This is a genomic window from Algoriphagus aestuariicola (genome assembly GCF_017254835.1).
GTDB lineage: Bacteria > Bacteroidota > Bacteroidia > Cytophagales > Cyclobacteriaceae > Algoriphagus > Algoriphagus aestuariicola.
Window position 1 is genome coordinate 140462 of record NZ_JAFKCW010000002.1, and the last position, 24111, is coordinate 164572.

Annotated in this window: 21 protein-coding genes; 10 read left to right on the forward strand and 11 right to left on the reverse strand. The window is 47.6% G+C overall.

Translation table 11 applies throughout. The annotated features are described in order from the left end of the window. Window positions 1–62 precede the first annotated feature (62 nt). The gene (locus J0A67_RS07885; protein WP_206568769.1) at window positions 63–2540 is read right to left on the reverse strand and encodes a DUF5686 and carboxypeptidase-like regulatory domain-containing protein; all 2478 of its coding nucleotides are present in this window, start codon (window positions 2538–2540) and stop codon (window positions 63–65) included. Window positions 2541–2710: 170 nt separating this feature from the next. Between J0A67_RS07885 and lhgD the strand changes: the two genes are divergently transcribed. Continuing rightward, window positions 2711–3910, forward strand: a complete 1200-nt coding sequence (gene lhgD, locus J0A67_RS07890) for an L-2-hydroxyglutarate dehydrogenase (RefSeq protein ID WP_206568770.1) — start codon at window positions 2711–2713, stop codon at window positions 3908–3910. A 7-nt stretch (window positions 3911–3917) separates the two neighbouring features. On the opposite strand, the gene J0A67_RS07895 is transcribed toward lhgD, so the two are convergent. The 6 genes from J0A67_RS07895 to J0A67_RS07920 form a co-directional block, all read right to left on the reverse strand. Next, window positions 3918–5438, reverse strand: coding sequence for an FMN-binding glutamate synthase family protein (locus J0A67_RS07895; RefSeq protein ID WP_241265116.1), 1521 nt, complete (start codon window positions 5436–5438; stop codon window positions 3918–3920). A 45-nt stretch (window positions 5439–5483) separates the two neighbouring features. Further along, entirely contained in the window at window positions 5484–6446 is a 963-nt protein-coding gene (locus tag J0A67_RS07900) for a YheT family hydrolase (protein WP_206569668.1), read from the reverse strand. Between the two features lie 141 nt (window positions 6447–6587). After that, window positions 6588–6935, reverse strand: a complete 348-nt coding sequence (locus J0A67_RS07905) for a hypothetical protein (RefSeq protein WP_206568771.1) — start codon at window positions 6933–6935, stop codon at window positions 6588–6590. Continuing rightward, window positions 6932–8146 carry a BaiN/RdsA family NAD(P)/FAD-dependent oxidoreductase gene (locus J0A67_RS07910; RefSeq protein WP_206568772.1) on the reverse strand — a complete coding sequence of 405 codons (1215 nt, stop codon included), beginning with the start codon at window positions 8144–8146 and terminating at the stop codon, window positions 6932–6934. The genes J0A67_RS07905 and J0A67_RS07910 overlap by 4 nt, the downstream gene beginning before the upstream one ends. Before the next feature lie 31 nt (window positions 8147–8177). Then, on the reverse strand, window positions 8178–9722 hold the full coding sequence (locus J0A67_RS07915; RefSeq protein ID WP_206568773.1) for a helicase HerA-like domain-containing protein: 1545 nt from the start codon (window positions 9720–9722) through the stop codon (window positions 8178–8180). A gap of 82 nt (window positions 9723–9804) precedes the next feature. After that, entirely contained in the window at window positions 9805–10212 is a 408-nt protein-coding gene (locus J0A67_RS07920; protein ID WP_206568774.1) for a DUF4332 domain-containing protein, read from the reverse strand. Between the two features lie 191 nt (window positions 10213–10403). On the opposite strand from J0A67_RS07920, the gene J0A67_RS07925 reads away from it, so the two are divergent. Beyond that, a complete protein-coding gene (locus J0A67_RS07925) occupies window positions 10404–11087 on the forward strand; it encodes a molecular chaperone DnaJ (RefSeq protein WP_241265117.1) in 684 nt (227 codons plus the stop codon). A gap of 94 nt (window positions 11088–11181) precedes the next feature. On the opposite strand, the gene J0A67_RS07930 is transcribed toward J0A67_RS07925, so the two are convergent. Both J0A67_RS07930 and J0A67_RS07935 read right to left on the reverse strand, forming a co-directional pair. Then, window positions 11182–11784 carry a tetratricopeptide repeat protein gene (locus tag J0A67_RS07930; protein ID WP_206568775.1) on the reverse strand — a complete coding sequence of 201 codons (603 nt, stop codon included), beginning with the start codon at window positions 11782–11784 and terminating at the stop codon, window positions 11182–11184. 11 nt (window positions 11785–11795) lie between these two features. After that, on the reverse strand, window positions 11796–12611 hold the full coding sequence (locus J0A67_RS07935) for a 2,3,4,5-tetrahydropyridine-2,6-dicarboxylate N-succinyltransferase (protein ID WP_206568776.1): 816 nt from the start codon (window positions 12609–12611) through the stop codon (window positions 11796–11798). 20 nt (window positions 12612–12631) lie between these two features. Here J0A67_RS07935 and J0A67_RS07940 point away from each other — a divergent pair, with 20 nt between their 5' ends. The 8 genes from J0A67_RS07940 (at window position 12632) to mnmE (ending at window position 20470) form a co-directional block, all read left to right on the forward strand. Beyond that, window positions 12632–13759, forward strand: coding sequence for a glycosyltransferase family protein (locus J0A67_RS07940; protein WP_206568777.1), 1128 nt, complete (start codon window positions 12632–12634; stop codon window positions 13757–13759). Window positions 13760–14085: 326 nt separating this feature from the next. After that, window positions 14086–14748 carry a metal-dependent transcriptional regulator gene (locus J0A67_RS07945; protein ID WP_206568778.1) on the forward strand — a complete coding sequence of 221 codons (663 nt, stop codon included), beginning with the start codon at window positions 14086–14088 and terminating at the stop codon, window positions 14746–14748. Next, window positions 14745–15659 (forward strand): metal ABC transporter solute-binding protein, Zn/Mn family, encoded by a 915-nt coding sequence (locus J0A67_RS07950; protein ID WP_206568779.1) that lies wholly within the window; start codon window positions 14745–14747, stop codon window positions 15657–15659. Before J0A67_RS07945 ends, J0A67_RS07950 begins: the two co-directional genes overlap by 4 nt. Then, window positions 15656–16444: a metal ABC transporter ATP-binding protein gene (locus tag J0A67_RS07955; protein WP_206568780.1), complete on the forward strand. Its 789-nt coding sequence runs from the start codon at window positions 15656–15658 to the stop codon at window positions 16442–16444. Before J0A67_RS07950 ends, J0A67_RS07955 begins: the two co-directional genes overlap by 4 nt. A gap of 1 nt (window position 16445) precedes the next feature. Next, window positions 16446–17741: a metal ABC transporter permease gene (locus tag J0A67_RS07960; protein WP_206568781.1), complete on the forward strand. Its 1296-nt coding sequence runs from the start codon at window positions 16446–16448 to the stop codon at window positions 17739–17741. Beyond that, window positions 17728–18627, forward strand: a complete 900-nt coding sequence (locus J0A67_RS07965; protein ID WP_206568782.1) for a metal ABC transporter permease — start codon at window positions 17728–17730, stop codon at window positions 18625–18627. The genes J0A67_RS07960 and J0A67_RS07965 overlap by 14 nt, the downstream gene beginning before the upstream one ends. Further along, on the forward strand, window positions 18624–19091 hold the full coding sequence (locus tag J0A67_RS07970) for a thioredoxin family protein (protein ID WP_438839589.1): 468 nt from the start codon (window positions 18624–18626) through the stop codon (window positions 19089–19091). Before J0A67_RS07965 ends, J0A67_RS07970 begins: the two co-directional genes overlap by 4 nt. After that, window positions 19088–20470 carry a tRNA uridine-5-carboxymethylaminomethyl(34) synthesis GTPase MnmE gene (gene mnmE, locus J0A67_RS07975; protein WP_206568783.1) on the forward strand — a complete coding sequence of 461 codons (1383 nt, stop codon included), beginning with the start codon at window positions 19088–19090 and terminating at the stop codon, window positions 20468–20470. Before J0A67_RS07970 ends, mnmE begins: the two co-directional genes overlap by 4 nt. 107 nt (window positions 20471–20577) lie before the next feature. Here the strand turns inward: mnmE and J0A67_RS07980 are convergent, their stop codons facing one another. Together J0A67_RS07980 and J0A67_RS07985 are read right to left on the reverse strand one after the other, a co-directional pair. Further along, window positions 20578–21381 carry a Type 1 glutamine amidotransferase-like domain-containing protein gene (locus J0A67_RS07980; protein WP_206568784.1) on the reverse strand — a complete coding sequence of 268 codons (804 nt, stop codon included), beginning with the start codon at window positions 21379–21381 and terminating at the stop codon, window positions 20578–20580. Window positions 21382–21489: 108 nt separating this feature from the next. Continuing rightward, window positions 21490–24111: an ABC transporter permease gene (locus tag J0A67_RS07985; protein WP_206568785.1), complete on the reverse strand. Its 2622-nt coding sequence runs from the start codon at window positions 24109–24111 to the stop codon at window positions 21490–21492.

The window sequence follows — 24111 nt, forward strand, 5'->3', positions numbered from 1 at the left end:
TGTTGTGGAAAATAGCGATTTAGAAAACTACGTCCAACTATTTTCTTTTCAAATGCTAAAAATCAAAGAATAAACTGGGCGCTGATTTTTACATGGAATGGCTTGGCTCCCGGATTGTCCAAATAAGTCATTCGATGGAAGAAATCCACACGGAAAAACTTGAAAATGTTCTCAACGCCATAGCCGAGTTCCAGATAGGGATTTCCAAAATCTAGACGTCCAAAGGTCTTGAGCGGATTGCCCTCCGGATCAACATCAGGCACGTTTTCGATATTATAATCTTTCACAGAGCCCCAGAGGACATTGGCATTGCCCACGAAGCGCCACTTCAAGCGCTTGATCAGCGGAATGGAATTCAGCATAAAGCCTTCAAAAGACTGTCTATAACGGATGCTGAAGTACTGGTCTGAGGTGAATTCGGTAAAGTTCATCGTGTTGAAAGCTGCCGTGGTGTAAAAAAGCGTCTCATTACCCAAATGGTTTTTCAGAATCGGATAAGGCACTTCTCCGAAAATCTTTCCGGCATCCAACTCGTACCTTCCTACACCCAAAAGGCCCATGTTGATGCGCTGATAGACATAAAGGCTGAGTTTCTGGTACTCTAGGTCTCCACCAAGCCATCTCATCCCTCTGGCATAGTTGACTTCGAAAATCGGCCATTTGAGAGAGCCAAGGGAAGAGCGCTCGTTGTCATTGATGATGATGATCTCGTCCCGCCCATAGCGAATTCCAGCTCGGATCTCCGTGGTTTCGAAGTTTGATCGGTATTCTCTCGTATCCTTTTCCAGATAATAAAAATCATAGAGCGGGTCAAATTGACCGACGTTCACACCGGCTTTGACCAAAAATCCTTTGAAAAACTCCCGTTGCACATTCAATCCATGATTTGTGCTGAAGTAGGGACTCCGCAAAGTCCCAAACCGAGACGCAGCTAGGAAGACGCTATTACTCTGCAGGTTTGCGATCTCCAAACCCACCTGATCGATTTCTTTATTGGAATAGACTTGGGCGGTAGTCCAGCGGCTTCTGTCCAAAATCCGCGTTGCAGACGCGGCGTACTTCCACTTCATGTCTCCAAATCCGTAAGCCAAATATCCCTTCAGCTCCCACTTCTTGCTGAACTTGTAATTGGTCCTCAGGCCCATACCGAGACGGACGTTTTCGATGTCGTTGTAGTTGAAGAATCCCGGCCATGGCCCGATATCTATCTTACCGATAGGCTTATATCCGGTTGCAAAAAATTTCAAGCCCTCGGAATAGAAACGGATAATCGGAATCTTCTTCAGCGTATCGACCATCTGCAACACCGCCAACTCCTCCGAACTCAGCGGATCAGGCCGATTGGCTTCCCAAAAACTTTCCTCAGCCATCCCAAAATCCGGCTTCAATTCCACCGCTTGGTTGAAGAACTTGGTTTCCTTCGGCTGGTTCACGATCACACTGTCTGTCGATGTGTAAAACTTCGCCAACAATCCCGCAGTGTCATCTGTCACTTGTGCGATTTTTATCAAAACCCGCGTTTTTGAAGGAATCAAGGGCCCGGCAGAGCTTGGCCCCAATTCCTGTTGGATTTTGATCCGGTCCACAAAATTCAGATTAGCGGCCTTGGGAATCGTCAAGTCCACCTGCTTGAGGGAATAGTCTTCTTTCTTAATCCAGATCGTGCCCGTAAATGCCAAATCTTGCTCCCTGCGTGGATAAACCTGCAGTTTGTAGCAGGTATCCTGTCCGACTAGAACCGAGTCCAGCAGATCATAGTCGTAGAATGACTTCCATCCATCGGAGATTGGGGAAATGAAATCCTTGTTGAGTATCGAGAGCCAATTTTTATAAAAATTGTATTCCTGAAAGACCGAACCGGTGATTTGGGAGGTAGTCGAGCCATCCGTGATGCCCACTCCGGTCACTTTGGATTTTTCGATGACTTCTTTTCGGAGTTCCGGGTTATTCCGATAGTAAAACTTAGAAACGGTCTCGGAGAAAAAGACGGGAAGGATTTTTTCGCCCTCGTCATTGGTCAGCTCCTGGATACTATCTAGCACATGAGTGACTTTCTGGACGGACTTTCTTTTCCTAAAATCCTCCGAAAGATTGTCTATGTCAATCTCAATCTTGGTATAATTCTTCGTTTCATAGGCGCTGAGAGATCTTTTATCAAAGTCCTTTCTTCGCTCCGACGCCCGTCTGATGATCTCAAAGGCCGGGTTTTCACCCGCTTCAAAGACAAATGCTTCAAGCTCGAAATCGCTGGGTCTGAGTTGAAAATTGATGATCTGTTCCAATTGATCGGACAAGGCTTTGGATTGGGTAATGTATCCCAAGTAGCTCACCACCAGACTGTCACTGAGTGCTCGGGTCGAAATCACATAGTTGCCTTCGAAATCCGTGGTGATTCCGGTCGTCGTACCTTTCAGGATCACATTCGCAAAAGCGATCGGGTCACCGGTTTCCGCGTCGGCGACTTTTCCCCTAATGGTGTATTGCGCCCACAGGGAGGAGGAAACGAAAAAAAAGAGAATGCTAAAAAAGAGACTACGCATCGATTTGCAAAAACACAGCTGGTGAATTCGGCCGCAAGATAAATTCAAAGCAGCCCTACTTGGTTAGACCAAGATGTGAATATTTCCAAACAACATGCGATTTCTGTAGCGAAGTATGCTCTTGGAATGAACTTTCCACTTGTATATTTGAGATCAAATTGACTTTGAAAATGACATACGATATAGCCATTGTTGGAGGCGGAATTGTCGGCCTGGCCACGGGACTGAAAATCCAAAAAGCACGACCTGATCTCAAGATTGTGATTTTGGAAAAAGAGGATCAATTGGCCAAACACCAAACCGGGAATAATTCGGGTGTGATCCACTCAGGACTCTACTACAAGCCAGGTTCACTCAAAGCCACAAATTGTATTAGTGGATACCACGAGCTGGTGCAATTTTGCGAAGAGGAAAAAATTCCCTTTGAAATCACCGGCAAAGTGGTCGTGGCCACGAGAGAAGAGCAAAAACCATTGCTACAGACTCTGTTGGATCGCGGCTTGGCGAATGGGCTCGAAGGGACCCGATACATTACTTTGGAAGAACTCAAGGGCTATGAACCACACTGCGCCGGAGTAGCCGCCATCCATGTACCCCAGACTGGAATTGTGGATTACTATCAAGTTGCTTTGGCTTATGGACGAAAAATCATTCAGAATGGCGGAGAAATCTTATTGAACCATAAGGTTCTGAATATAAGCCAAAAGGAAGGTATCAACCACATCGAAACTCCAAACAAAACCGTTGAAGCCAAATTGGTCATCAATTGTGCTGGACTCTATTCGGACAAGGTGGCTAAGATGAATGATCCAGCTGTAGACGACGTGAAGATCATTCCTTTCAGGGGAGAATACTTCAAGCTGAAAAAGGAAAAAGAATACCTGGTCAAAAATCTGATCTATCCCGTGCCTGATCCAAATTTCCCATTCTTGGGGGTACATTTTACCCGGATGAAAAAAGGCGGGGTCGAAGCGGGCCCAAATGCAGTGCTGGCTTTTCGCAGAGAAGGATATAAAAAATCCCAAATCAATCTCAGTGAGCTCGCAGAGTCGCTGGCTTGGCCTGGCTTCCAAAAAGTGGCTGCAAAATACTGGAAAACCGGTTTCGGCGAGTTGTACCGATCTTTTTCAAAGGCGGCCTTTACCAAAGCGCTTCAGGAATTAATCCCGGAAATCCAGGAGTCTGATCTGGTCGAAGGCGGAGCCGGGGTTCGGGCCCAAGCCTGCGACAGAACGGGGGGCTTGCTGGACGACTTTGCCATCAGGGAATCCCAATTCGCGATCAACGTGCTCAATGCTCCTTCTCCAGCCGCCACAAGTTCACTTGCGATTGGTGGCACGGTAGCGGCGATGGCCCTGAAAAGGTTTTGATCGAAGGTCAGTCCAAATGATGCGCAACTGAATCGGGGAAAAAGCGATTCGCGAAATCCACCATTTCATCTCCCCGTACCAGATCACGGACAGTCAACTGGGAGGTATGCTCATGGCCTGTGGCGCCCAACAATTCCTTGACTGCGTGAACCGTGTTTTTGTGGAAATTGTAGACCCGCTCCGACTTGTCAGTGACGACGAGTCCTTTTTCCAGATGCTTGTCCTGCGTAGCAACTCCCGTCGGGCAGGCGTTGGTATTGCAGCGAAGGGCCTGGATACAGCCTAGGCTAAACATAAAGCCCCTTGCCGAATTGCACATATCGGCTCCGAGGGCCAGATTTTTGACAATCGCAAAGGCACTGATCGCCTTCCCGGACGCTATGAGCTTAATTCGGTTTTTGATATCATACTTCTCTAGGGTAAGCCTTGCAAAAATCAAAGCGGGCTCCAATGGAAGTCCGACGCTGTCCGAAAATTCCAGCGGTGCCGCTCCGGTCCCCCCTTCCGCTCCATCGATGGTGATGAAATCGGGGTAAATACCCTCCGAGACCATAGCTTTGCAGATTGCTTCAAATTCCTCCGTTTTGCCGATGCAAAGTTTAAAACCGATGGGTTTGCCGTCTGACAGCTCTCGGAGCCTTTTCACAAACAGCACCAGTTGGTGGGTATTGGAAAAAGCGGAATGCGCAGGTGGCGACAGTATGGTTGTGCCTGGAACTACGCCCCTGATTTCGGCAATTTCGGCAGTGTTCTTCACGCCTGGTAGCACTCCCCCATGGCCTGGTTTTGCACCTTGGGAAATCTTGATTTCAATCATTTTGACCTCGGGCCAAGATGCCTTTTCCCTAAACTTTTCGCCGTCAAAGAACCCGTGTCCATCTCGACAACCAAAATACCCTGTGCCGATCTGCCAGCACAAGTCACCCCCCTGACGGTGGTGGGGAGATATTCCGCCCTCGCCTGTATTGTGAAAAAATTTTCCCTTTTTTGCTCCCTTGTTTAAGGCCATCACCGCATTCCCGCTTAGGGATCCAAAACTCATCGCCGAAATATTAAAAATAGAGGCGGAATAGGGCTGCCTACAATCTGCTCCGCCTACTATCACACGGAGATCTTCCTCACGGGGGCTCTTGGCATAAATCGAATGCCTTAGCGCTACGTAATCTTCCTCATTGATATCACGCTGCGTGCCAAAGGGATGCGTATCATTTACGTTTTTTGCCCTACGATACACGAGCGCACGAAGATTTCTGCTGAAGGGCCTCCCACTGGTATTTGATTCGATGAAGTATTGCTGAATCTCGGGACTGATGGACTCCAGAAAATACCTAAAATGACCCACCACTGGGAAGTTCCTCAGGATTGCGTGTTTCTTCTGGCTCGCGTCCCAAACGCCTACACAAGCGATCAAAAAGAGTATAAACAAAATCAGATAACCGATTCTGAACGAATCAAAATCATTAAGCCACATGAAAAAAAGCGTGGCTAAAAAAAGGCCTATCAAGACCACGAGTGAAAGCTTTCTCATAAACCTGACTGGATAATAATTGGGAAAATAGCTATTCTAAATCAATCAAACCCTATTCAAAAACTCCAAGAATCGATATTCGCCGAATGTAAACTCCTGATCTTTGAGCAAAAAGCCGGTGTGACCTCCCCTTTTTGGCATTTCAAGAAACAGGTTTGACTTGGATTCGGCAAGGCGCGTGGGAAAGCAGGCCGCTCCCAAGAGCGGATCATTGACCGCGTTGATGATGAGTGTGGGGATTGCGATGTGCTCCAGCCAATTGTCAGCGCTCACACTTTCATAAAAATCCGCCGCATCCTTGAAGCCATGCAGCTTTGCGGTAAAATGCGTATCGAAAGCGTCGAAATCCTGGACACGTCGAAGCAAATCTAGATCCACCAAATCAGGAAACTGAAGTGCTTTCGCCTCCATTTTCTTTTTCAGCTTGCCTAGAAACCGATTTTTGTAAAAGAGATTGGAGCGGAGTTTCAGCGTAGCGGCGCTTGAAGCGAGATTGCAGGGTGTAGAGTAGACGGCAGCTCTGGAGATCTGCGCTGGCAAATCCGAACCCTTTTCCCCCAAATATTTCAGCGTCTGCGCGCCTCCCATGCTGATTCCTGCAAGGAAGATCTCTTCATAAGTAGCTTGATTGAGCGCGTGTTGCACCACTGTCTCCAGATCATAACTTGCACCATGATGATAAAGAATCGGCCTTAGGTTTATCTCACCGCAGCAAGTCCGGTTGTTCCAGACGAGTACGTCGATCCCGTTTTGGTTGAAAATTTTGGCTAATCCCATCGCGTAGTGCCTCTTGGAGTCTCCTTCCAAGCCATGGGATACTATCAGGAGCTTCGTTCCCCCAATTCTGGCCCAATCCACGTTCAAAAAATCCCCATCCGGCGTGTCGATCTTCTCTCTATAATAGGAAACTCCATCGATTTTCCTCAAGAGACTCGGGACTATAGTCTCCAGGTGGGCGTTAAAAAGGTATCGGGGAGGTTTGGAATAGGCACTTGTGATGATCGGCATGAGATCCCTTATCTGATTCTTCATTCGAAAATAACACAGCCTTAATCACTGCCCAATCAAGGGCATTTACTTTTGGGAAGAATTTTTCTTCATAGGGTATACAAGTAAAAATGGGAGCTGCGGGTGCAAGCTCCTTTTTTTTTAGCTTTTCAGGAGTTCGACTTCCAGCAAAGCCATTTCCACGAGCTGCAAAAAAGCATCAAAGTGGGTATCAAAAGATGCTCCAAAACCTTCAGAGTCTAGGATTTCCTTTCCTTGCTGCAGCGAATCCGCTAAAAGCTCAAAATCAAACATGGCTATGGTCGGCTTGATCTTGTGTCTGATCAGCTGAATTTTCACATGGTCCTTTTCAGCCCTGCCTTCCGAATACTGGGATTTCAGTTCCAGTAGTCCGGTATATATAGCTGCAGTCAACTCGATCCTAAAGGCATCATCGCCGTCGGCCATTTCCAGAATCCTTTGGTTCAATTCCGGGTAGATGTTGTTCATATAGTACGCTCCTTTATGGACTTCCCGGCAAGATATCCAGTCGACCAAGCGGCTTGAAAATTAAAGCCACCTGTAATTCCATCAATGTTCAGGACTTCGCCGGCAAAGTATAGGTTTGGGTGATAAATACTTTGCATGGTTTCGGGGTCCACCCCTTCCAAAGAGATTCCGCCTGCTGTGACGAATTCTTCCTTGAATGTGGTCTTTCCGCTGACCACCAAGATATAGCAAAAAAGATTTTGAACTAGCTTGTTGATGGACTTTTTTGTCAGATTTCCCACGAGGGTATTTTCTTCGATTTCCGCCTTTTCGCAAAAGTGCTCCCAAAGCCTACCGGGTATTTCAAACAATGGATGAGAGCGTAGCTTTCTGTTGGGATGAGCTTTGGCATAGCTTAGCAAATGCTCCAAATAGTCGTTTTCGCCATAGTTTGCATTCCAGTTTATAATGGCGCGCGCGCGGTACTGGTGGTCATGAAGCCATTCCGCTCCAAAAGCGGAAAGCTTTAGTACCGCTGGCCCGCTTATTCCCCAGTGGGTCACCAGCACCGGACCTCGGTAATTCAATTTCGTCCCCTCGATCTTCACCCAGCCCTCGGGCACCGCTATTCCCATCAGTTCCCGGATTGATTCTCCCGGAGTATTGAAAGTAAAAAGTGAGGGAATAGGATCTTGTATCTTGTGCCTAAGTGATTTAAGAAAATAATATCCATCTGATTTAGGCTGCCCCCCCGTCGCTACGACAACGTAGTCGCATCGAAAAACCCCTTTTTCTGTGATTAATTCAAAGCCCTTTTCCAAGGGATTCAATTCTTTTATTCCCGTGGAAATCTGGATCGACACTTTGGCTTTTTCTGCTTCCAGTTGCAGGCATTCAATGATGGATTGGGAGGAATCGCTAAGCGGAAATACACGCCCGTCAGGTTCCACCTTGAGCTCTACCCCACGGGACTGAAACCAAGCAAAAGTATCCGCGATAGAAAAATGCCGGAATGTCCGCTTCAGAAACTTCTCACCACGGGGATAGTTTTTGACCAACTTGGATACCTCCATTGGCCTGTGGGTTACGTTGCACCTCCCACCTCCCGAGACTTTCACTTTGGAGAGCAGCTTGGGGCTTTTCTCAAAAATAGTTACATCCACACCGGGACCACTCGCGTGGATTGCGGCAAAATAGCCCGCTGCTCCCCCACCGATTACCGCTACTTTCAATGTCTATAATCTATTAGCTTACAGGAAATTATTATCTTCTTCTTTTACCAGAGAATGAGCCTAGAATTCCCCTTGCAAGCTCGCGAAAAAGGGTTCGGCCAAGCTGTCTGACCATGGTGTTTTTACTTAGCTCTTCGATAAGAGATTCATCTTCTTTCGTGCGACTACCTGTGGTTCGGGAAGACGAGGGGCCGGGAAGCACGGCTTTCTCCTGAGCTTCTTGGACCGCCTGCATCTTACGCTCCAAAATCTCGAAGGCGCTGTCGTGATCCAAATCCTGGTTGTATTTATACACCAAATCAGAGCTTTTTACCAATTGGTCGATCTCGCTATCTTCCAAAATGTCCATTCGGGTGATCGGCGCTCTGACCAAGGTGTGGGCAAGCGGAGTGGGTATCCCCTTTTCGTTAAGAGCCGTCACCACTGCTTCTCCAATTCCCATAGCAGTCAACACCTCTGCTGTATTATAAAACGGCGAATCCGGATAATTCTCGGCAGTCTTGGTGATCGCTTTACGATCTTTGGCCGTGAAGGCTCTCAACGCGTGCTGTACTTTCAACCCAAGCTGTCCCAGCACGCTTTCCGGAACGTCAGTTGGAGTTTGTGTGCAAAAGAACACGCCCACTCCTTTGGATCGGATGAGCTTTACAATGGCTTCTATCTTTTCCAACAGGTCCTTGGAAGCATTGCCAAAGACCAAATGCGCCTCATCGATGAAAAGGCAAAGCTTGGGCTGGTCAGCATCTCCCTGCTCAGGAAAAGTCTCATAAATCTCGGAGAGAAGACTCAGCATAAACGTGGAAAACAACTTGGGCCGACTCTGAATGTCCGTCAGTCGAATTACCGAGATGACGCCTTTACCGTCTTTGGTCCGAACAAAATCATCCACATCAAAGGAAAGTTCACCAAAAAAACGTTCCGCACCCTGCTGCTCCAGCTCGATGATCTTGCGCATGATCGTATTGACTGAAGCAGACGACACCTGCCCGAATTCCTTTTCGATTGCCGTTTTCCCCTCGTTGGTTATAAACTGCAAAACGCGCTTGAAGTCCTTCAGGTCCAGCAATGGCAAATGGTGCGTGTCACAATAGCGGAAAACCAAGGCTACAACGCCCTGCTGGGTATCATTCAGTTCCAGGATTTGGGAAAGCAATACAGGGCCAAACTCCGACACCGTGGCTTTCAACCTAACTCCTTTCTCATTGGAGATGGACATCAATTCCACTGGAAGCCCTTGTGGTGTATAGTCAACCCCTATCGTTGCTGACCTTTTCAGTATAAAATCAGAAGATTCTCCAGGTTTCGCAAGCCCAGAAAGATCCCCCTTGAGATCCATCAACACGGAAGGCACGCCCTTCAGCGACAGCTGCTCGGCAATTACCTGAAGGGTTTTGGTCTTGCCCGTTCCGGTGGCTCCAGCGATCAGGCCATGACGGTTCATGGTCTTCAGCGGTACTTTTACCTGGGCCTGGTCCACCGGCTGTCCATCCAGAATTCCTGCGCCTAAAACGATGTAGTCTTTCTTGAATACTTGGCCGTCTTCCAGGCATTTTTTGAACTGCTCAATAGTGCTCATGGGGAAAAGTTTTGGGTTCCAAACTACAAAAAAACCCTGAGTCTCCTCAAGGTTTTCAGTTTAGCGGAATGCTTGCACTCGGCTAGTAGCTCACGACCGGGGCAAGCGCCTTGGCTTGGGATACGAAGTCCTCGATTTTGCTGAGCGGAGGAACTACTTTTGTCAATCCTTTTTCCTCCTGGGTTTTGGTCAGGGCAGCATGCAGATTTTCGGGGTTCCGCGTTCTCAGTTCCTTCACGGTATCTACTCCGGCTGCCTTTAGCAATTCTGCAAACTGGCTACCTATCCCGTTGATCCTGAATAGGTCTGCCATATTCACCCAGTCGAGGATTTTGCCCTCATCAATGCCCGAATCTCCTGCAATTGCCTTTCTACCTGCTTTGGTTGCACCTTTTTCCAAAAGTCCTTCTACCGTGGTAACCCCGGCCTCCGCCAGCTTTCCCTTGTAGACCTCTCCGATTCCTTCGATCATCGTGATTGTTTTGCTCATCGTTGTTTTGGTTTTATTTGGATGTTTTAAAAAAGAAAATTAGATACTCAAATTTCCGACGGGCCTTTAAAATAGCAACAATTTCCCGGTACCAAAGCGAAAATGCAGAAACGATAGACGATGCCTGCAAATTTTAACTTTGAGTTAAAATGGGAGTTAAGTAGTTTTCGAGGAATTAAATTGAACTGACCTTGTCTCCCAAATACCGTATCCTTGTTCTTCTCCTCTTTTCATTGCTTCCTTTGGCTAGTTTCGGCCAGGTCAATCTTGGTCAGACCGACCGCTGGATGAAGGGGGCACTAGCCGCCATGGAAAGAAGCGATTACCAAACTGCGAATTCTATTTTTAGAAATTTGATCGATTCGGGCCTTCCCCTGCCAGATGAGATGCCCTACTACTTTTCGGAGACGCTCTTTGAGCTCGGGCAGTATGACAACAGTTCCAACTTCCTGAATAAATACCTCGAACTGACGGGATTTAAGGGTGAAAACTACGAGGGGGCGAAACAGTTGCAGAGCAAACTCAAAGAACCGATTGCAGCTATTCAGTCCTGCAAGCTTTGCGACCGAAGAGGATACCGTTATGAGACCTGCTTTACCTGCGAGGGATCCAAACAGATAGAGCAGATGTGCGACTACTGCAAGTCCAAAGGGATCGTAGGATGCAGCCGATGTGCCGCGTCTGGAATGATAAAAAAGGTAAATGTTTTCAACATCGTCGAGTTTTTTGAATGTGAGCGCTGTGCGGGTAAAGGTCGGCTCACCTGTCCGGAATGCAGTGGCTCGGGGAAGCAGGTAAGCGACTGCAAGACCTGTTCGGGCGCCGGAAAAATCACCTCGGACGCAATATGCGACCACCAGCCCCACGAACATTAATTCTTTTTTCCTTTCAAAAAATAGGCGCGCTGCCATGAATAGAATTAACTCTTAATGGCAGATAAAAAAAATCCCGCAGGAAGCGGGATTTCAGTTAGTTGCAATATTTATCAAGCATTTCCTTGGCGCCCGGATAATCGAGCATCACCGCGAGTTTGAAATCATCGCAAGCTTGCCTGTTTCTTTCCAGGGCGACTTTCAGCATGCCCCTGTTGAAGTATGCCTGCCCGAATTCCTTGTCGATCTGAATGGCATTTCCATAAGCTTTCAAAGCGTCTTCAGCCATTCCAAGCTTATGAAGCGCTCTTCCTTTGAGAAAAGACGCCATCGCCGGAGCTCCAGAGATCTCCTCCGCCTTGGTGGCATAGAGAAGCGCACTCGCATAGTTGCCTTCTTCCAGCTGGAGGGCGGAAAGGCTCAACAACACCTGGAAATTTTTGGGGTCTTGATTCAACGCGGACTCAAAATCGGACTTTGCCTCGGCTACATTCCCCATCTCCTGATGTGCCCTGCCCCTATTGTAGAGCATTTTGACATCAGTAGGCTTAAACTTCAAATCTTCAGTATAAGTCTGGACGGCCAATTCATATTGTCCCTTTTCGAAATATCGATCCGCGGAATTTTTCTTCGTTTCGGAACAAGCCCAAAGTGATCCGGCCAGCACGGGGATCAAAAGGGCCTTGGAAATTGATTTCATGATTCTTTTTGTTAGACTGCTACATTGTTTTCCCGGAGGGCATCATTGAGCGAAGTCTTGAGATCGGTAGAAGCTTTGCGCTGACCTATTATCAAGGCGCATGGTACTTGGTACGTTCCTGCCGGGAATTGTTTGGACAAAGAGCCCGGAATCACCACAGAGCGCGGAGGCACATAACCTTTGTACTCTACTGGCTCAGCGCCGGTCACATCGATGATTTTTGAGCTTGCCGTCAAGGTAACTCCCGCGCCGATCACGGCTTCTTTTCCGATGTGGACGCCTTCTACGATGATCGCACGAGAACCGATAAATGCTCCATCCTCTACGATCACAGGCGCAGCCTGTACTGGCTCCAACACTCCCCCGATACCAACACCGCCACTCAAATGAACATTTTTGCCGATCTGTGCACAAGATCCGACAGTAGCCCAAGTGTCAACCATCGTGCCACTATCGACATATGCACCGATATTAACATAACTTGGCATCATCACCACCCCTGAAGCTAAATATGCACCATAGCGCGCCACCGCATGAGGCACCACACGAACACCCTGAGCGGCGTAGTTCGTCTTGAGCGCCATCTTATCATGAAACTCAAACGGCCCGACCTCAATAGTCTCCATTTTCTGGATTGGGAAATAAAGGATTACTGCCTTTTTCACCCAATCATTTACTTTCCACTTGCCATCTTCGGTAGGTTCGGCACAGCGGAGCTGACCAGCGTCCAATTGTGAGATGATGGATTTGATGGCGGTTTGCGTTTCCGCTTCCTTTAGCATTTCGCGGTTTTCCCACGCGGCTTCGATGATAGTTTTCAGTTCCATTATTTTTTTTAGTTTCGGCTATGACGCAGCCACCTGCCCGAAAAATCCCAATTCTAATCGCTTCTACGCTGAAGCCGATCCGAGATATACGGGCTTTTGGCAAACTGGCCTTTTCACTCGGCGAAACAAATACATACGAGCTTAACATCATAGGCTTTTCTCCTAAAAAGCCCCAACCACAGCCCGGAATCCGATTTTTTTCCTCTATGGGCAATTTTTACTCCCGAGTGGATCGCATACTTTCTCAGGCAAGATTCTTGAAATGCCTGCTACAAGTCCGGCCAAAAATTTTGGTTTGTTGCACCTACGAACTGCTTCCCTTAGCCTCCCTTTTAAAGCCTATTTTGGGATTCAGTTTGGTTTACGATGTCCAGGAAAACTACCTGACGAATCTTGACCTCAATCCAAGCCTTTCCCCCACGGCAAAGTCCAGGTCTTCCCAAGTTATCCGCAGAGCGGAAGCCGTGCCCAATGTTGATCTTTTCCTCATGGCGGAAAAATGCTACATCAAGGAGATGCCGGGAAAGCGTCCATTTTTGGTATTAGAAAACAAGTTTCGGGGAGAGATCAACAAGGTTGGCCCACTAAATTATCATCGGAAGACCGGATTTCAATTTTGCATTACGGGGACGATCACGCCGTCTTTTGGGACTTGGGAAGCTATGGCTTGGTTAAGGGAAATCCTGAAAGCATATCCTCTATCCTCCTTGGAAATCATCGGACATTGCCCGCTCCCAGGCTATGGGGCGAAACTTGCCCAACTTGCCAAAGCGCTTCCTCAAGTCAAGCTTCGGCTAAGCCCAAATCCAATCGCGCACGAAGAGCTCATGGAGGCGCTGGCCAAGGCCGATTTTGCTCTCCTGCCGTATCATTTGCATCCAGCTATTTCTGGCAAGATGCCTACCAAGCTCTATGAATGTGCGGCAATGGGCATCCCAGTACTGGTCAGTCCCAACTCGCTTTGGGATGACTTCCTGAGTTCCTTTGCAGGTGGATATTCCATTGATTTTTCAGATCCCACGTTGGCGCTTGGCCAATTTCAGTCTGCGTTGACCCGCACCTATTTTTCATCCCCACCACCGGAATCACTCTTGTGGAAAAGCCAATCCGCTCACTTACAGAAGGCTTTCACGAAACTGCTAGCCTAAGACCTCCCACCCCCTTTTGATTCGTGGATAACTGGAGCAGGTTATCCACCCTCCCTTGCCGAATTACACTCGATTTCAAGAAATGGAAACTCGGATTTCAATATATTCTTTTAGACCTCGGGGACTATAGAACGACTTCAATACTCTGTTTTACAGATAGATAATCATTTATTTAATTATTTCTAAATATATATTTAGATACACCTAAATTTAAAATCACATCGCAAATAGGCTTTTCCACAAGAGATTTAGCTTTTATAAAAATTATTTTTAGCTATATCTAAATTAATTTTTATATTTGGCTTATTATCAAAATTGGGATAGCCATGGAATTGACTACGGCAGAGGAGAACTACTTGAAAGCGATCTACCACCTCTCCGATGGAGGTAAAAAAAGTGTCGCCACAAACGACATTGCCGCTGAAATGAATACAAAGCCTGCTTCGGTGAGCGACATGCTGCGGAAGTTGGGCGATAAAGAGGTGATCGAATACCGAAAGTACTATGGGCTACAGATCACCGAAACAGGAAAACGCTTTGCTCTGCAGACTATCCGCAAGCATAGACTCTGGGAGGTGTTTTTGGTGGAGAAGTTGAATTTCGCTTGGGATGAAGTGCATGAAGTTGCCGAGCAGCTGGAGCATATCCAGTCCACTCTATTGATACAGCGCCTCGACTCCTACCTCAACTATCCTAAATTTGACCCGCATGGGGATCCAATTCCAGATGAATTTGGTGATGTGCGGGCGAGACCTCGAGTCCAACTGAATGAAATGGAGATAGATCAAACTGGACAGATCGTGGCAGTCAAAGACAGCTCGGCGGCATTCCTTCGCTACCTCGACAAAGTTGGCGCATACATCGGAGCAAGGATCAAAGTATTGGACAAAGTGGAGTTTGACGGTTCTCTGGAAATCCTGGTAGACCAGAAAAAGACCCTCTTCATGTCCAAGGATGTGGCAGGCAACATCTTGGTCTTGCAGTCATGAAGCATTTCCTCTACATAGCGCTTCCCTTATTGCTTTTTTTTTCTTGCAAGACAGACTCCAAAGAGCACCGAGCCAAGCCACGAATCGTAGCTACGACCAGCATCCTTGCGGACGGTATTCGAAATCTGGTCGGTGACCAAGCAGAAGTGGTGGCTTTGATGCCGGCAGGTGTCGATCCTCACCTCTATAAAGCTTCCGTCAGGGATCTTGACCTCCTCACCGACGCGGACTTGGTGATCTTTCACGGCTTGTACTTGGAGGGAAAAATGACAGAAATCTTCGAGAAGCTGGCCCACAGTCAAAACTTGATCGATGTGTCAAAGGGCCTGCCGGAGGAGCGCTTGATCCGCTCTGGACCCGAGAGTCATAGCGTTGATCCGCACATTTGGTTTGATGTTAACCTGTGGTCAATCGCAATGCAATACGCATCGGAGCAAATCGTGCACTGGAAGCCAAGCTGGAAACCTACGCTTGAACAAAATTCAGAAATTTACCTAGGAGAGCTTTTCCAACTGGATTCAGAGGTTCGGACCAAGGTCAATGAACTTCGGTCAGCGAATCAGGTTTTGGTCACGGCCCATGATGCCTTCGCGTATTTTGGAAAGGCATATCGACTTCCAGTCAAATCTCTACAAGGCTTGTCGACCCTTAGCGAGCCAGGCCTACGGGATTTAACTGACCTGATCCAAACTATTGATGAAAATAACGTCAAGGCAATTTTTGCGGAGCAGACCATATCCCCAAAAGCTATCCGCGCTGTTGCCGCAGGTGCCGCTGAGAAAAATCGGCAAGTCACCCTAGCGGGCCCACTGTTCACAGACAGTCTCGACGCAGAGGGAACTCCCGCGGGCACCTATATCGGGATGGTGAAAACCAACCTCGAAATCATCTACGAAAACCTATTGCCATGATAACCCAAGCAGAAAATCCCATTCTTGAAATCCACGACCTTACTGTAAGCTACGACCAAAATCCCGTGCTATGGAATGTGGATTTAAGTCTTCCGGCAGGCAATCTAGTCGGCATCCTCGGTCCGAATGGCGCTGGAAAGTCCACACTGATCAAAGCTATCATGGGACTTATTCCCCCCACTTCCGGTTTTGTCAAGATCTTTGACAAACCGCTGAATGACGTGCGCGCCCGAATCAGCTACGTGCCGCAGCGTGAGTCCGTCGATTGGAACTTCCCTGCCTCGGTTTTGGACGTCGTCATGATGGGAACTTATGGAAAACTTGGCCTTTTCCGCCGTCCCGGCAAAAAAGAAAAGGAGCTCGCGATGCAAAGCCTCGAGCAGGTGGGCATGGCAGGATTCTCAAAAAGGCAGATTTCTGAGCTTTCGGGCGGTCAACAACAGCGGGTTTTCATCGCTCGGGCATTGGCGCAAGAGGCAGATCTCTATCTCATGGATGAGCCATTTGCAGGAGTGGACATGGCTACAGAGACAGCTATTTTTCAGCTGCTGCGTGATATGACTACTTCAGGCAAGACGGTCATTGTCGTCCACCACGACATCCACTCTGCCATGAACTTCTTTGACTGGCTGATCATGCTGAACCTACACCTCGTAGCATCCGGACCCAAGGAGTCCGTGATGAACGAGGAAATGCTTCGTAAGACGTATGGAGGCAAGCTCAACCTCCTCACCCGCGTTACCGACTTGATTCGACAAAAAGACTTCAACCCCTTAAAAGGCTGATATGGAAGACTTCGTCTATTTCTTCACTTTCCAGGATCCGTCCATTGCATGGGTAGTATTGGGAATCACCCTGCTCGGGGTGGGCTCGGCCTATGTGGGGACATTTTCCTTTTTGGACAAAAAAGCCCTCCTCGGTGATGCCATTTCCCATGCCGTTCTCCCTGGGATTTGCATGGGCTTTGTTTTGGCTGGGGAGAAAAACCCCGTCTATATTGTCACGGGGGCTTTTCTCTCTGGCGCACTGGCCACCTTTATGAGCTCATGGTTAAAGAGAAATACCAAGCTTAGCGAGGACACCATTATCGCTACTATTCTCTCTGTATTTTTTGGATTCGGAATCGTGCTTCTGACAGCGCTCCAAAAATCCGGAAACCCGGAAGTTGCTGGCCTTAACTCCTTCATCTTCGGCAACGCCATAGGAATCTCCGAATCAGATCTCCTGCTGTATGGAGGATTGGCTATGGTGATCATCTTAGTCCTGACCCTTGCCCTGAAGGAATTTCGTCTGATGGTTTTCGACCCTGAGTTTGGCCAAGCCATAGGCTTTCCCATGAAGGCCATCACTTTTCTTTTTAATGTCTTGATGATTTTGGCTGTGGTGATAGGCATCCAAGCCATTGGCGTCGTATTGATGGCGGCGCTGCTGATCACTCCCGGGGCTGCGGCCAGATTCTGGACCGACCGTCTCAATCCCCTCCTGATCCTGGCGGCCATGTTTTCTGTAGTCTCCGGAATATTGGGAACCTATGTCTCCTTTGTCATCCCACAGATGCCGACCGGACCCTGGGTGGTGGTTTTTCTTTCCGCATTTGCCTTGATTTCGTTTCTGGTTTCCCCAAAAAGCGGCATTGTTTTCCGTTTTTTTGCCAGAAAGAGATATCTGGAAAAAACCCACCGTGAGCACCTGTTAAAAGCGCTTTATAAAGCCAAAGAGAGCAAAAAACCAGGCCTGACTATAGAGGAAATCTATGGGCTCTACCCCTTTCACAAAAGAGAAACATTGCAGTCAATTTCCAGTTTACAAAAGCTTGGTTTTACGACTAAAGATCAGCCAATTATAAAACTTACTTCAAAAGGGATTTCAGAGGCAATGCGAGTCGTTCGTCTTCATAGACTATGGGAATTGTACCTGAATGAGTCCATGAATATTGCTCCAGATCACGTGCACGATTCGGCTGAACAGCTGGAGCACTTGATCACCCCAGAGCTGGAGGCATTGCTGGAGCAGCGTCTCAATTATCCTTCTGTGGATCCCCATCAAGAAACTATTCCCCGAGAAAACAATGAGCTTCGATAGTAACGCCTTCCTGATCATCTTCACCGGGGCGCTGATCGCGATTTCCTGTGGATTTCTGGGTGTCTTTATGATGCTCCGCAAAATGTCCATGACAGGAGACGCGATTTCACATGCGGTCCTTCCCGGTATTGTCATCGGTTATTTTGTTTCCGGCAGCCAAAGAAGTCTTGAAGTCATCATCGGCGCGGGACTGCTGGGCATTCTGGCTACACTGATGATAGACTGGCTTCGCAAAAAGGCCAGGGTACAGCTAGACGCATCCATAGGTATCACTTTCACGCTTCTCTTTGCCATAGGCATTATCCTTGTCAACATCCTGGCTTACAAGGTGGACTTGGATCAAGAATGTGTCCTGTACGGGGAGATCGCTTACCTGCCCATCGACAGCTGGATTACGCAAAGCGGCCTGAATCTCGGTCCAAGAATCACTTGGTTGGCCGGCCTAAACTTTGTTTTCGTGTCGGGCTTTATCTATCTGTTGTTTAAGGAATTGGTCCTGACCAGCTTCGATGAAAACTTCAGCGCGGTCATGGGCCTTCCTTCGAAGGGCATCAATTTGGCGCTCATGAGCATCGTGTCCTATACGACGGTTAGCAGTTTCGAATCCGTTGGAGCGATACTGGTGGTGGCGCTCCTGGTGGTCCCTCCCGCAACTGCATTTCTTTGGACAAAGCGCCTGATCCCTTTGCTCAGGCTGACTGCTATCATGGGAGTTTTAATTGCACTTTTTGGTTATTATCTTGCCTACTGGATTGACAGTTCTATTGCGGGGATGATGGTGACCGTGGCGGGTTTTTTCTTCTTGGTCAGCGCATTCATCCACAGCAAAAAGCCCTCTTGGCTTAGCGGAACTTCTGCCAGTACCCAACCGTTGGAGCTAGAATGACGATGAAATTTAAATACCTGCTTTCCTTTTGCCTCTTGGCTTTGGTGAGTTTTTCGCTGCAAGCCCAAGAAGAAATCACCTGGATGAAATTTGAAGAGGCGATTGCCGCAAACGAGCAGTCTCCGAAAATGCTCATCGTGGATGTGTATACCGACTGGTGCGGCTGGTGCAAAAAAATGGACAAGGAGACCTTCACAGATCCCAAAGTAATCGAGCATATCAACAAGAACTTCTATGCCGTGAAGCTGAATGCCGAGGATACGAAGCGGACTTTTGAATTTATGGGGAAAAAGTACAATGAAGCCCAAATGGCGGCTGCCATGAGGGTTCGCTCCTATCCGAATTTTGTCGTGATTGAGCCCAAACTCCAGAATATTGCCCAACTTCCGGGCTATCGGACCGCAGATCAGTTCTTGACTGGATTGGATGATCTGATAGACAAAGCCTTCAAAAACAAGCCATGAGTTTTTCTCTAGCCGAGCGCGATGATACGATTATCGCTTTGGCCACCCCACAGGGCGTAGGTGCCATTGCGGTCGTCCGACTTTCCGGAAAAGACGCCATTCGGCTCTGTAATGAAGTTTTTTTTGGCAAAAACCTAGAAAATCAAGCTTCACATACGATCCATTTTGGCACAATAAGGGACGGCGAAAAGATCATCGATGAGGTCCTAGTTTCTCTATTTGTAGCCCCAAGGTCATTTACCAAAGAAAACGTGGTGGAGATTTCCACGCACGGCTCCTCCTATATCGTCAATCAAGTCATCAAACTTTTTGTTCGTAAGGGAGCCCGCCCTGCAAAGCCCGGAGAGTTTACCCAACGGGCATTTCTCAATGGACAGTTTGACTTGGCCCAGGCTGAAGCAGTAGCTGACTTGATTCATGCCGACTCAGAGACCTCACATCAAGCAGCACTCAATCAGATGCGTGGCGGATTCAGTGGCGAAATACAACAGCTTCGCCACAAGCTAATCCATTTTGCTTCCATGATTGAATTGGAACTGGACTTCGGTGAGGAAGACGTGGAATTTGCCAGTCGAAAAGAATTGCGGGAGCTGGTAGAACGACTGCTTCGGGTTGTAGAAGGATTAATCCTGAGTTTCGATCTGGGCAATGTGATCAAAAACGGCGTACCGACCGTCATCGCCGGAAAACCCAACGCCGGAAAATCGACCCTGCTAAATGCCTTGCTCAACGAAGAAAAAGCCATTGTCTCAGACATTGCTGGTACGACACGGGATTTCATTGAGGACGAAATCAATATCGGTGGTGTGATCTTCCGATTCATCGACACGGCCGGTTTGCGAGAAACAACCGATACAATTGAAGCTATCGGAGTTAGTCGAACCCAGGAAAAAATGAAGTCCGCATCGCTGATCCTCTACCTTTTTGACCTGGGCGATACAGACCTGGTAGAGATCAACCGGGAAGTTAATAGGTTGGAAAATCAGGGTGTACCCTTTCTGAAAGTTGCAAATAAGATAGACAAAGCCAATAGCCAGTTGATTAGCGAGTTAAAGCAAAAGCATCCTGACACCATTTTTATCTCAGCCGGAAAAAAAGACAACCTCGAAGGCCTGAAAGCGCGCATTTTGGAACTCGTCAATCTGGACAAATTCCGAACTGGAAACACGGTGGTCACCAACATCCGCCACTACGATTCTCTCGTGAAGACACGCGAGTCCCTACTCGACATTCTCACCGGTCTGAATAATCAGGTAACGAATGACTTTGTAGCTATGGACATCCGCCGCTCTCTTCATTTTCTTGGTGAGATCACGGGTGAAATCACAACAGATGACCTTTTGGAGAACATTTTTAGGAATTTCTGCATCGGGAAGTAGACTCCGCGTGAACAGTTGTTTTTTCGAAAGCTCACGAGTTTTCAGCTAGACAGTTAGGTACCGGAGCCTCTTTTCACTATTTGCATCCTCGGAAAAAGACTGGATGCCTATGGCCAAGCCGGAGGCAACACTTCTTTTGGAAAAGCTTTCTCTACAATTTCCCCTCCTGCCAAGGACACATGATAGGCATTGCTTTTTTCATTTAAGGAAACTACCTGTTTCACTTGCTCATTCTCGAAATAGATACCAGCTTTATCATCACAAGCAAAACCTGCTTTGTATTCACCACTCTTGATCTTAGACCAATAAAGTGGTTTCCGCTCACCTTCACCATCATAGTGCGGACTGTGACTTCCGCTAATGAGACCTAAACCCTCCACGGTGGTCAAGCTTCCTGGCCGGGAATCAGTAGTCCCCTGCTCAAACCAACAAAGCGATCCGGCACTGCCACCACCTAAAATCACCCCACTTTCGTAGGCTTTCCGTAACGCATGGTCAATCCCTTGCGCTTTCCATATCGCCATCATATTCAGGGTGTTACCACCTCCTACCAAAATGGCATCCATGCTAAGAAAAATATCTTCAAATGATTCTTTCTGATTGTAAGAGGAAATAAAGGATCGCTGTACAAAGGCATTTAATGGCAGTCCAGAACAAGTCTCAAACCAGCGCATCACATAGCCAGCTGCATCACCTGTCGCCGTGGGCAGAAAGCAGATTCTGGGACTCGTCTTCCCCGTAAGAGAAGCTACGTACTTAGTAAATCCCCGATCAAAATCTCCCCCATAAGCAAATAGCTTCCTAACAATTGGTTTCGAAATTTCAGGCTGCGATTGAAGCGACTGAAGAGGAAGTGCTGATGCCACCATGGCGGATTTTAGAAAATTTCTACGTTTCATTTTTGCTGGCATGTCAGGGGATGACTTTTATGCTTAAACTCATTGGATGATGAAAATCCCGAAGTGGCAAATATCTTTTGAAAGAATGACCTTCAAGATTCTAGTTTCACAGATTTTCTATTATTCTGTTTTTAAACTTATCACAGGATTTAGCCATGCAACCTTAACCACCTGATAACCCACTGTCAAAGCGGCAATCACCAAGGAACTTCCGATGGCCACGACAAAAGTCCAGGCATCCAGGGTAATCTTGAATTCAAAATCCTGTAGCCAGCCGCTCATAAACCACCAGCCGATCGGCGCCGCAATCAGAAACGCAATCAAAATCAGACGAACAAACTCCTGTCCAAACAGCCAGACAATATGGCTTATTCCTCCTCCCAATACTTTGCGGATGCCCACTTCCTTGGCCTTTTGAGAAATCATAAAAGAAATCAGTCCATACAGACCCAAACAACCAATGAAAATGGCAATAAAGGAAAAGAACTGTATGCCTTTGAGTAAGGTGTCCTCAGCTTCGTAAAACTTGGCGATGTCTTCATCCAAAAAGGAATATTCAAACATCTTGTCAGGATATTGCTCTTCCCAAAGCGACTGAATTTCCTCTAGGGTATCCTTCACCGAATTGCCGTTGATTTTGATTGCAAAATTGGAATACATGCCACTCGCCGTGGTGATCAAAGCCGCAGAGATCCGCTCGTGTAGGGATCTATCATGGAAATTGCGGACCACGCCGACCACTTGACCTTTCATCGTCCCCCCATTGGCATAGACCATTTCGCCCAAGGCATCTTCATAAGAGGTGATTCCGAGACTTTGGAGCATGGCTTCGTTGACGAGGACTTCCCGGACAGTATCAGAGGGCATGAGATTCCTGCCGGCCAACAGCTCCAAATCAAACGTGGAGATGTAATCCGCATCTGCAAGTTTCATGTTGGTCAAAAAGCTCACTTCTTCGGCATCTGTTCCAAACCGGATGGAATTGTTCCAAGAATCATCAGACGCAGGAGCCTGATAGCAGAGCGAAACTTTCTCGATTCCGGGCAGTCGCAAAAACTCGTTTTTCAAGACATTCATCGTGTTTAGAGAATCACTTCCCAACTTCACCATCACAATGGATGACTTGTCAAAACCAAGATCTGCCTGCTTGGCAAAGCGCATCTGATTCATGATCACAATCACGCCTATGATCAATACTTGGGAGATGGCAAACTGGACAACGATCAGAGCACGTCTGGTATTAAAGCCGCCCAGCTGCTGGAAGGAAAGCTTCCCCTTCAGCGCCGCCACCGGCTTGAAGCCCGTCAGGATAAGTGCCGGATAGCAACCCGCCAATAGCGTAATCAGGATATCCAAGCCTAAGATAAAGAGCACCAAAGTGCCGTCTACAAGGAAATTGACGGGGATTTGAGTATTGAAGAAGTTATTTACATAAGGTACCAATGCGTATGCAGCAATCAAGGCGATCAAAATACTGAACGTCGCAATAATCGCTGTTTCGAAAATAAACTGCCAGAAAAGCTGACTCCTGAAGCTCCCCAACACTTTCCTCACTCCCACTTCCTTGGATCGTTTCAGCGCTTGGGCGGTCGCGAGGTTGATAAAGTTCACACAGGCAGTAAGCAATAAAAAGATCCCGATTGCAATCAGAATTCCGATGTCGGACTTCTCCATAGCTCCTCCGTATCTTCCATCGAAATGGACATCCGAAAGTGCCTGGAGTTTGTAATGATGCACATTTTTGCTGGTCGGCCGATGTTGCTTGACGTAAGGTGCCAAGGCCTCCTCTACTTCGACAGGGCTCACACCGGGGCGGAGTTTTGTAAAGCAGTACATCCCAGAGTTAATTCCTCCCCAGGCATTGTCACTTGCCAGCCAGGGATTAAAATCTTTCATCGTGCTGTACGATACAAATATCTCAGGGCTGATATCTGTGTTTGGAGGAAAATCCTCCAACACCCCAGTAATGGTGAAGGGCAGAAAATTATCGTAAGTAATGACCTCGCCGATTGGGTTTTGGTCCCCAAAATATTTCTGGGCCAATCGTTCGGTAATGATGGCTGTATTAGGTTCTGTCAGGGCTGATTCCCAATTTCCTTTGGACAGGGGGAAATTGAAAATATCAAAAAACTCAGCCTCGGTAAATGCAAAGCCATTGGGTTCCTTGATCAGCTGTTTTTCTCCGTCCCGTTCAAAGGATATGACAGCATTGGCTTCCTGAAACATACGGGCGACTTTCTCCCCATAGGTGTGATTTTCCCGCAAGACCATTCCCAATGGCGAGGGAACGCTATTTGTGTAAGAGACAGTTTCCCGATGCTGCTCGGTGACCACTCGATAAATTCGATCCTTGTCCGGATGGAAATCATCAAAGCCTAGATGATGTTTCACCAGCACGAAAATCAAAATACAACAAGTGATGCTGAGCGCCAATCCGGCGATGTTGATCAGCGTATATTCTTTGTTTCTCAGGAGCGATCTCCAACCGATTTTGAAATAACTCTTGTACATGCCATAGGGGGTTAAATGTTGGTAAGGTTTTCTTGGGCGAATAATGCCTGGCCGAAAGAGTAGCAGCACATCCAAGATGAATTTCCAGTCTGCTTGCCGCTTTCCCAGAGTTTTGAAATTCCGCTCATAGACTTCGATCAGGTCACCCTCGATATAGCCCCGCATCCTGGGATGGCAGTACCAGCGGAAGAATCGATGAAAACATTTAGGAGGATTTGGGTTGGAATTCAT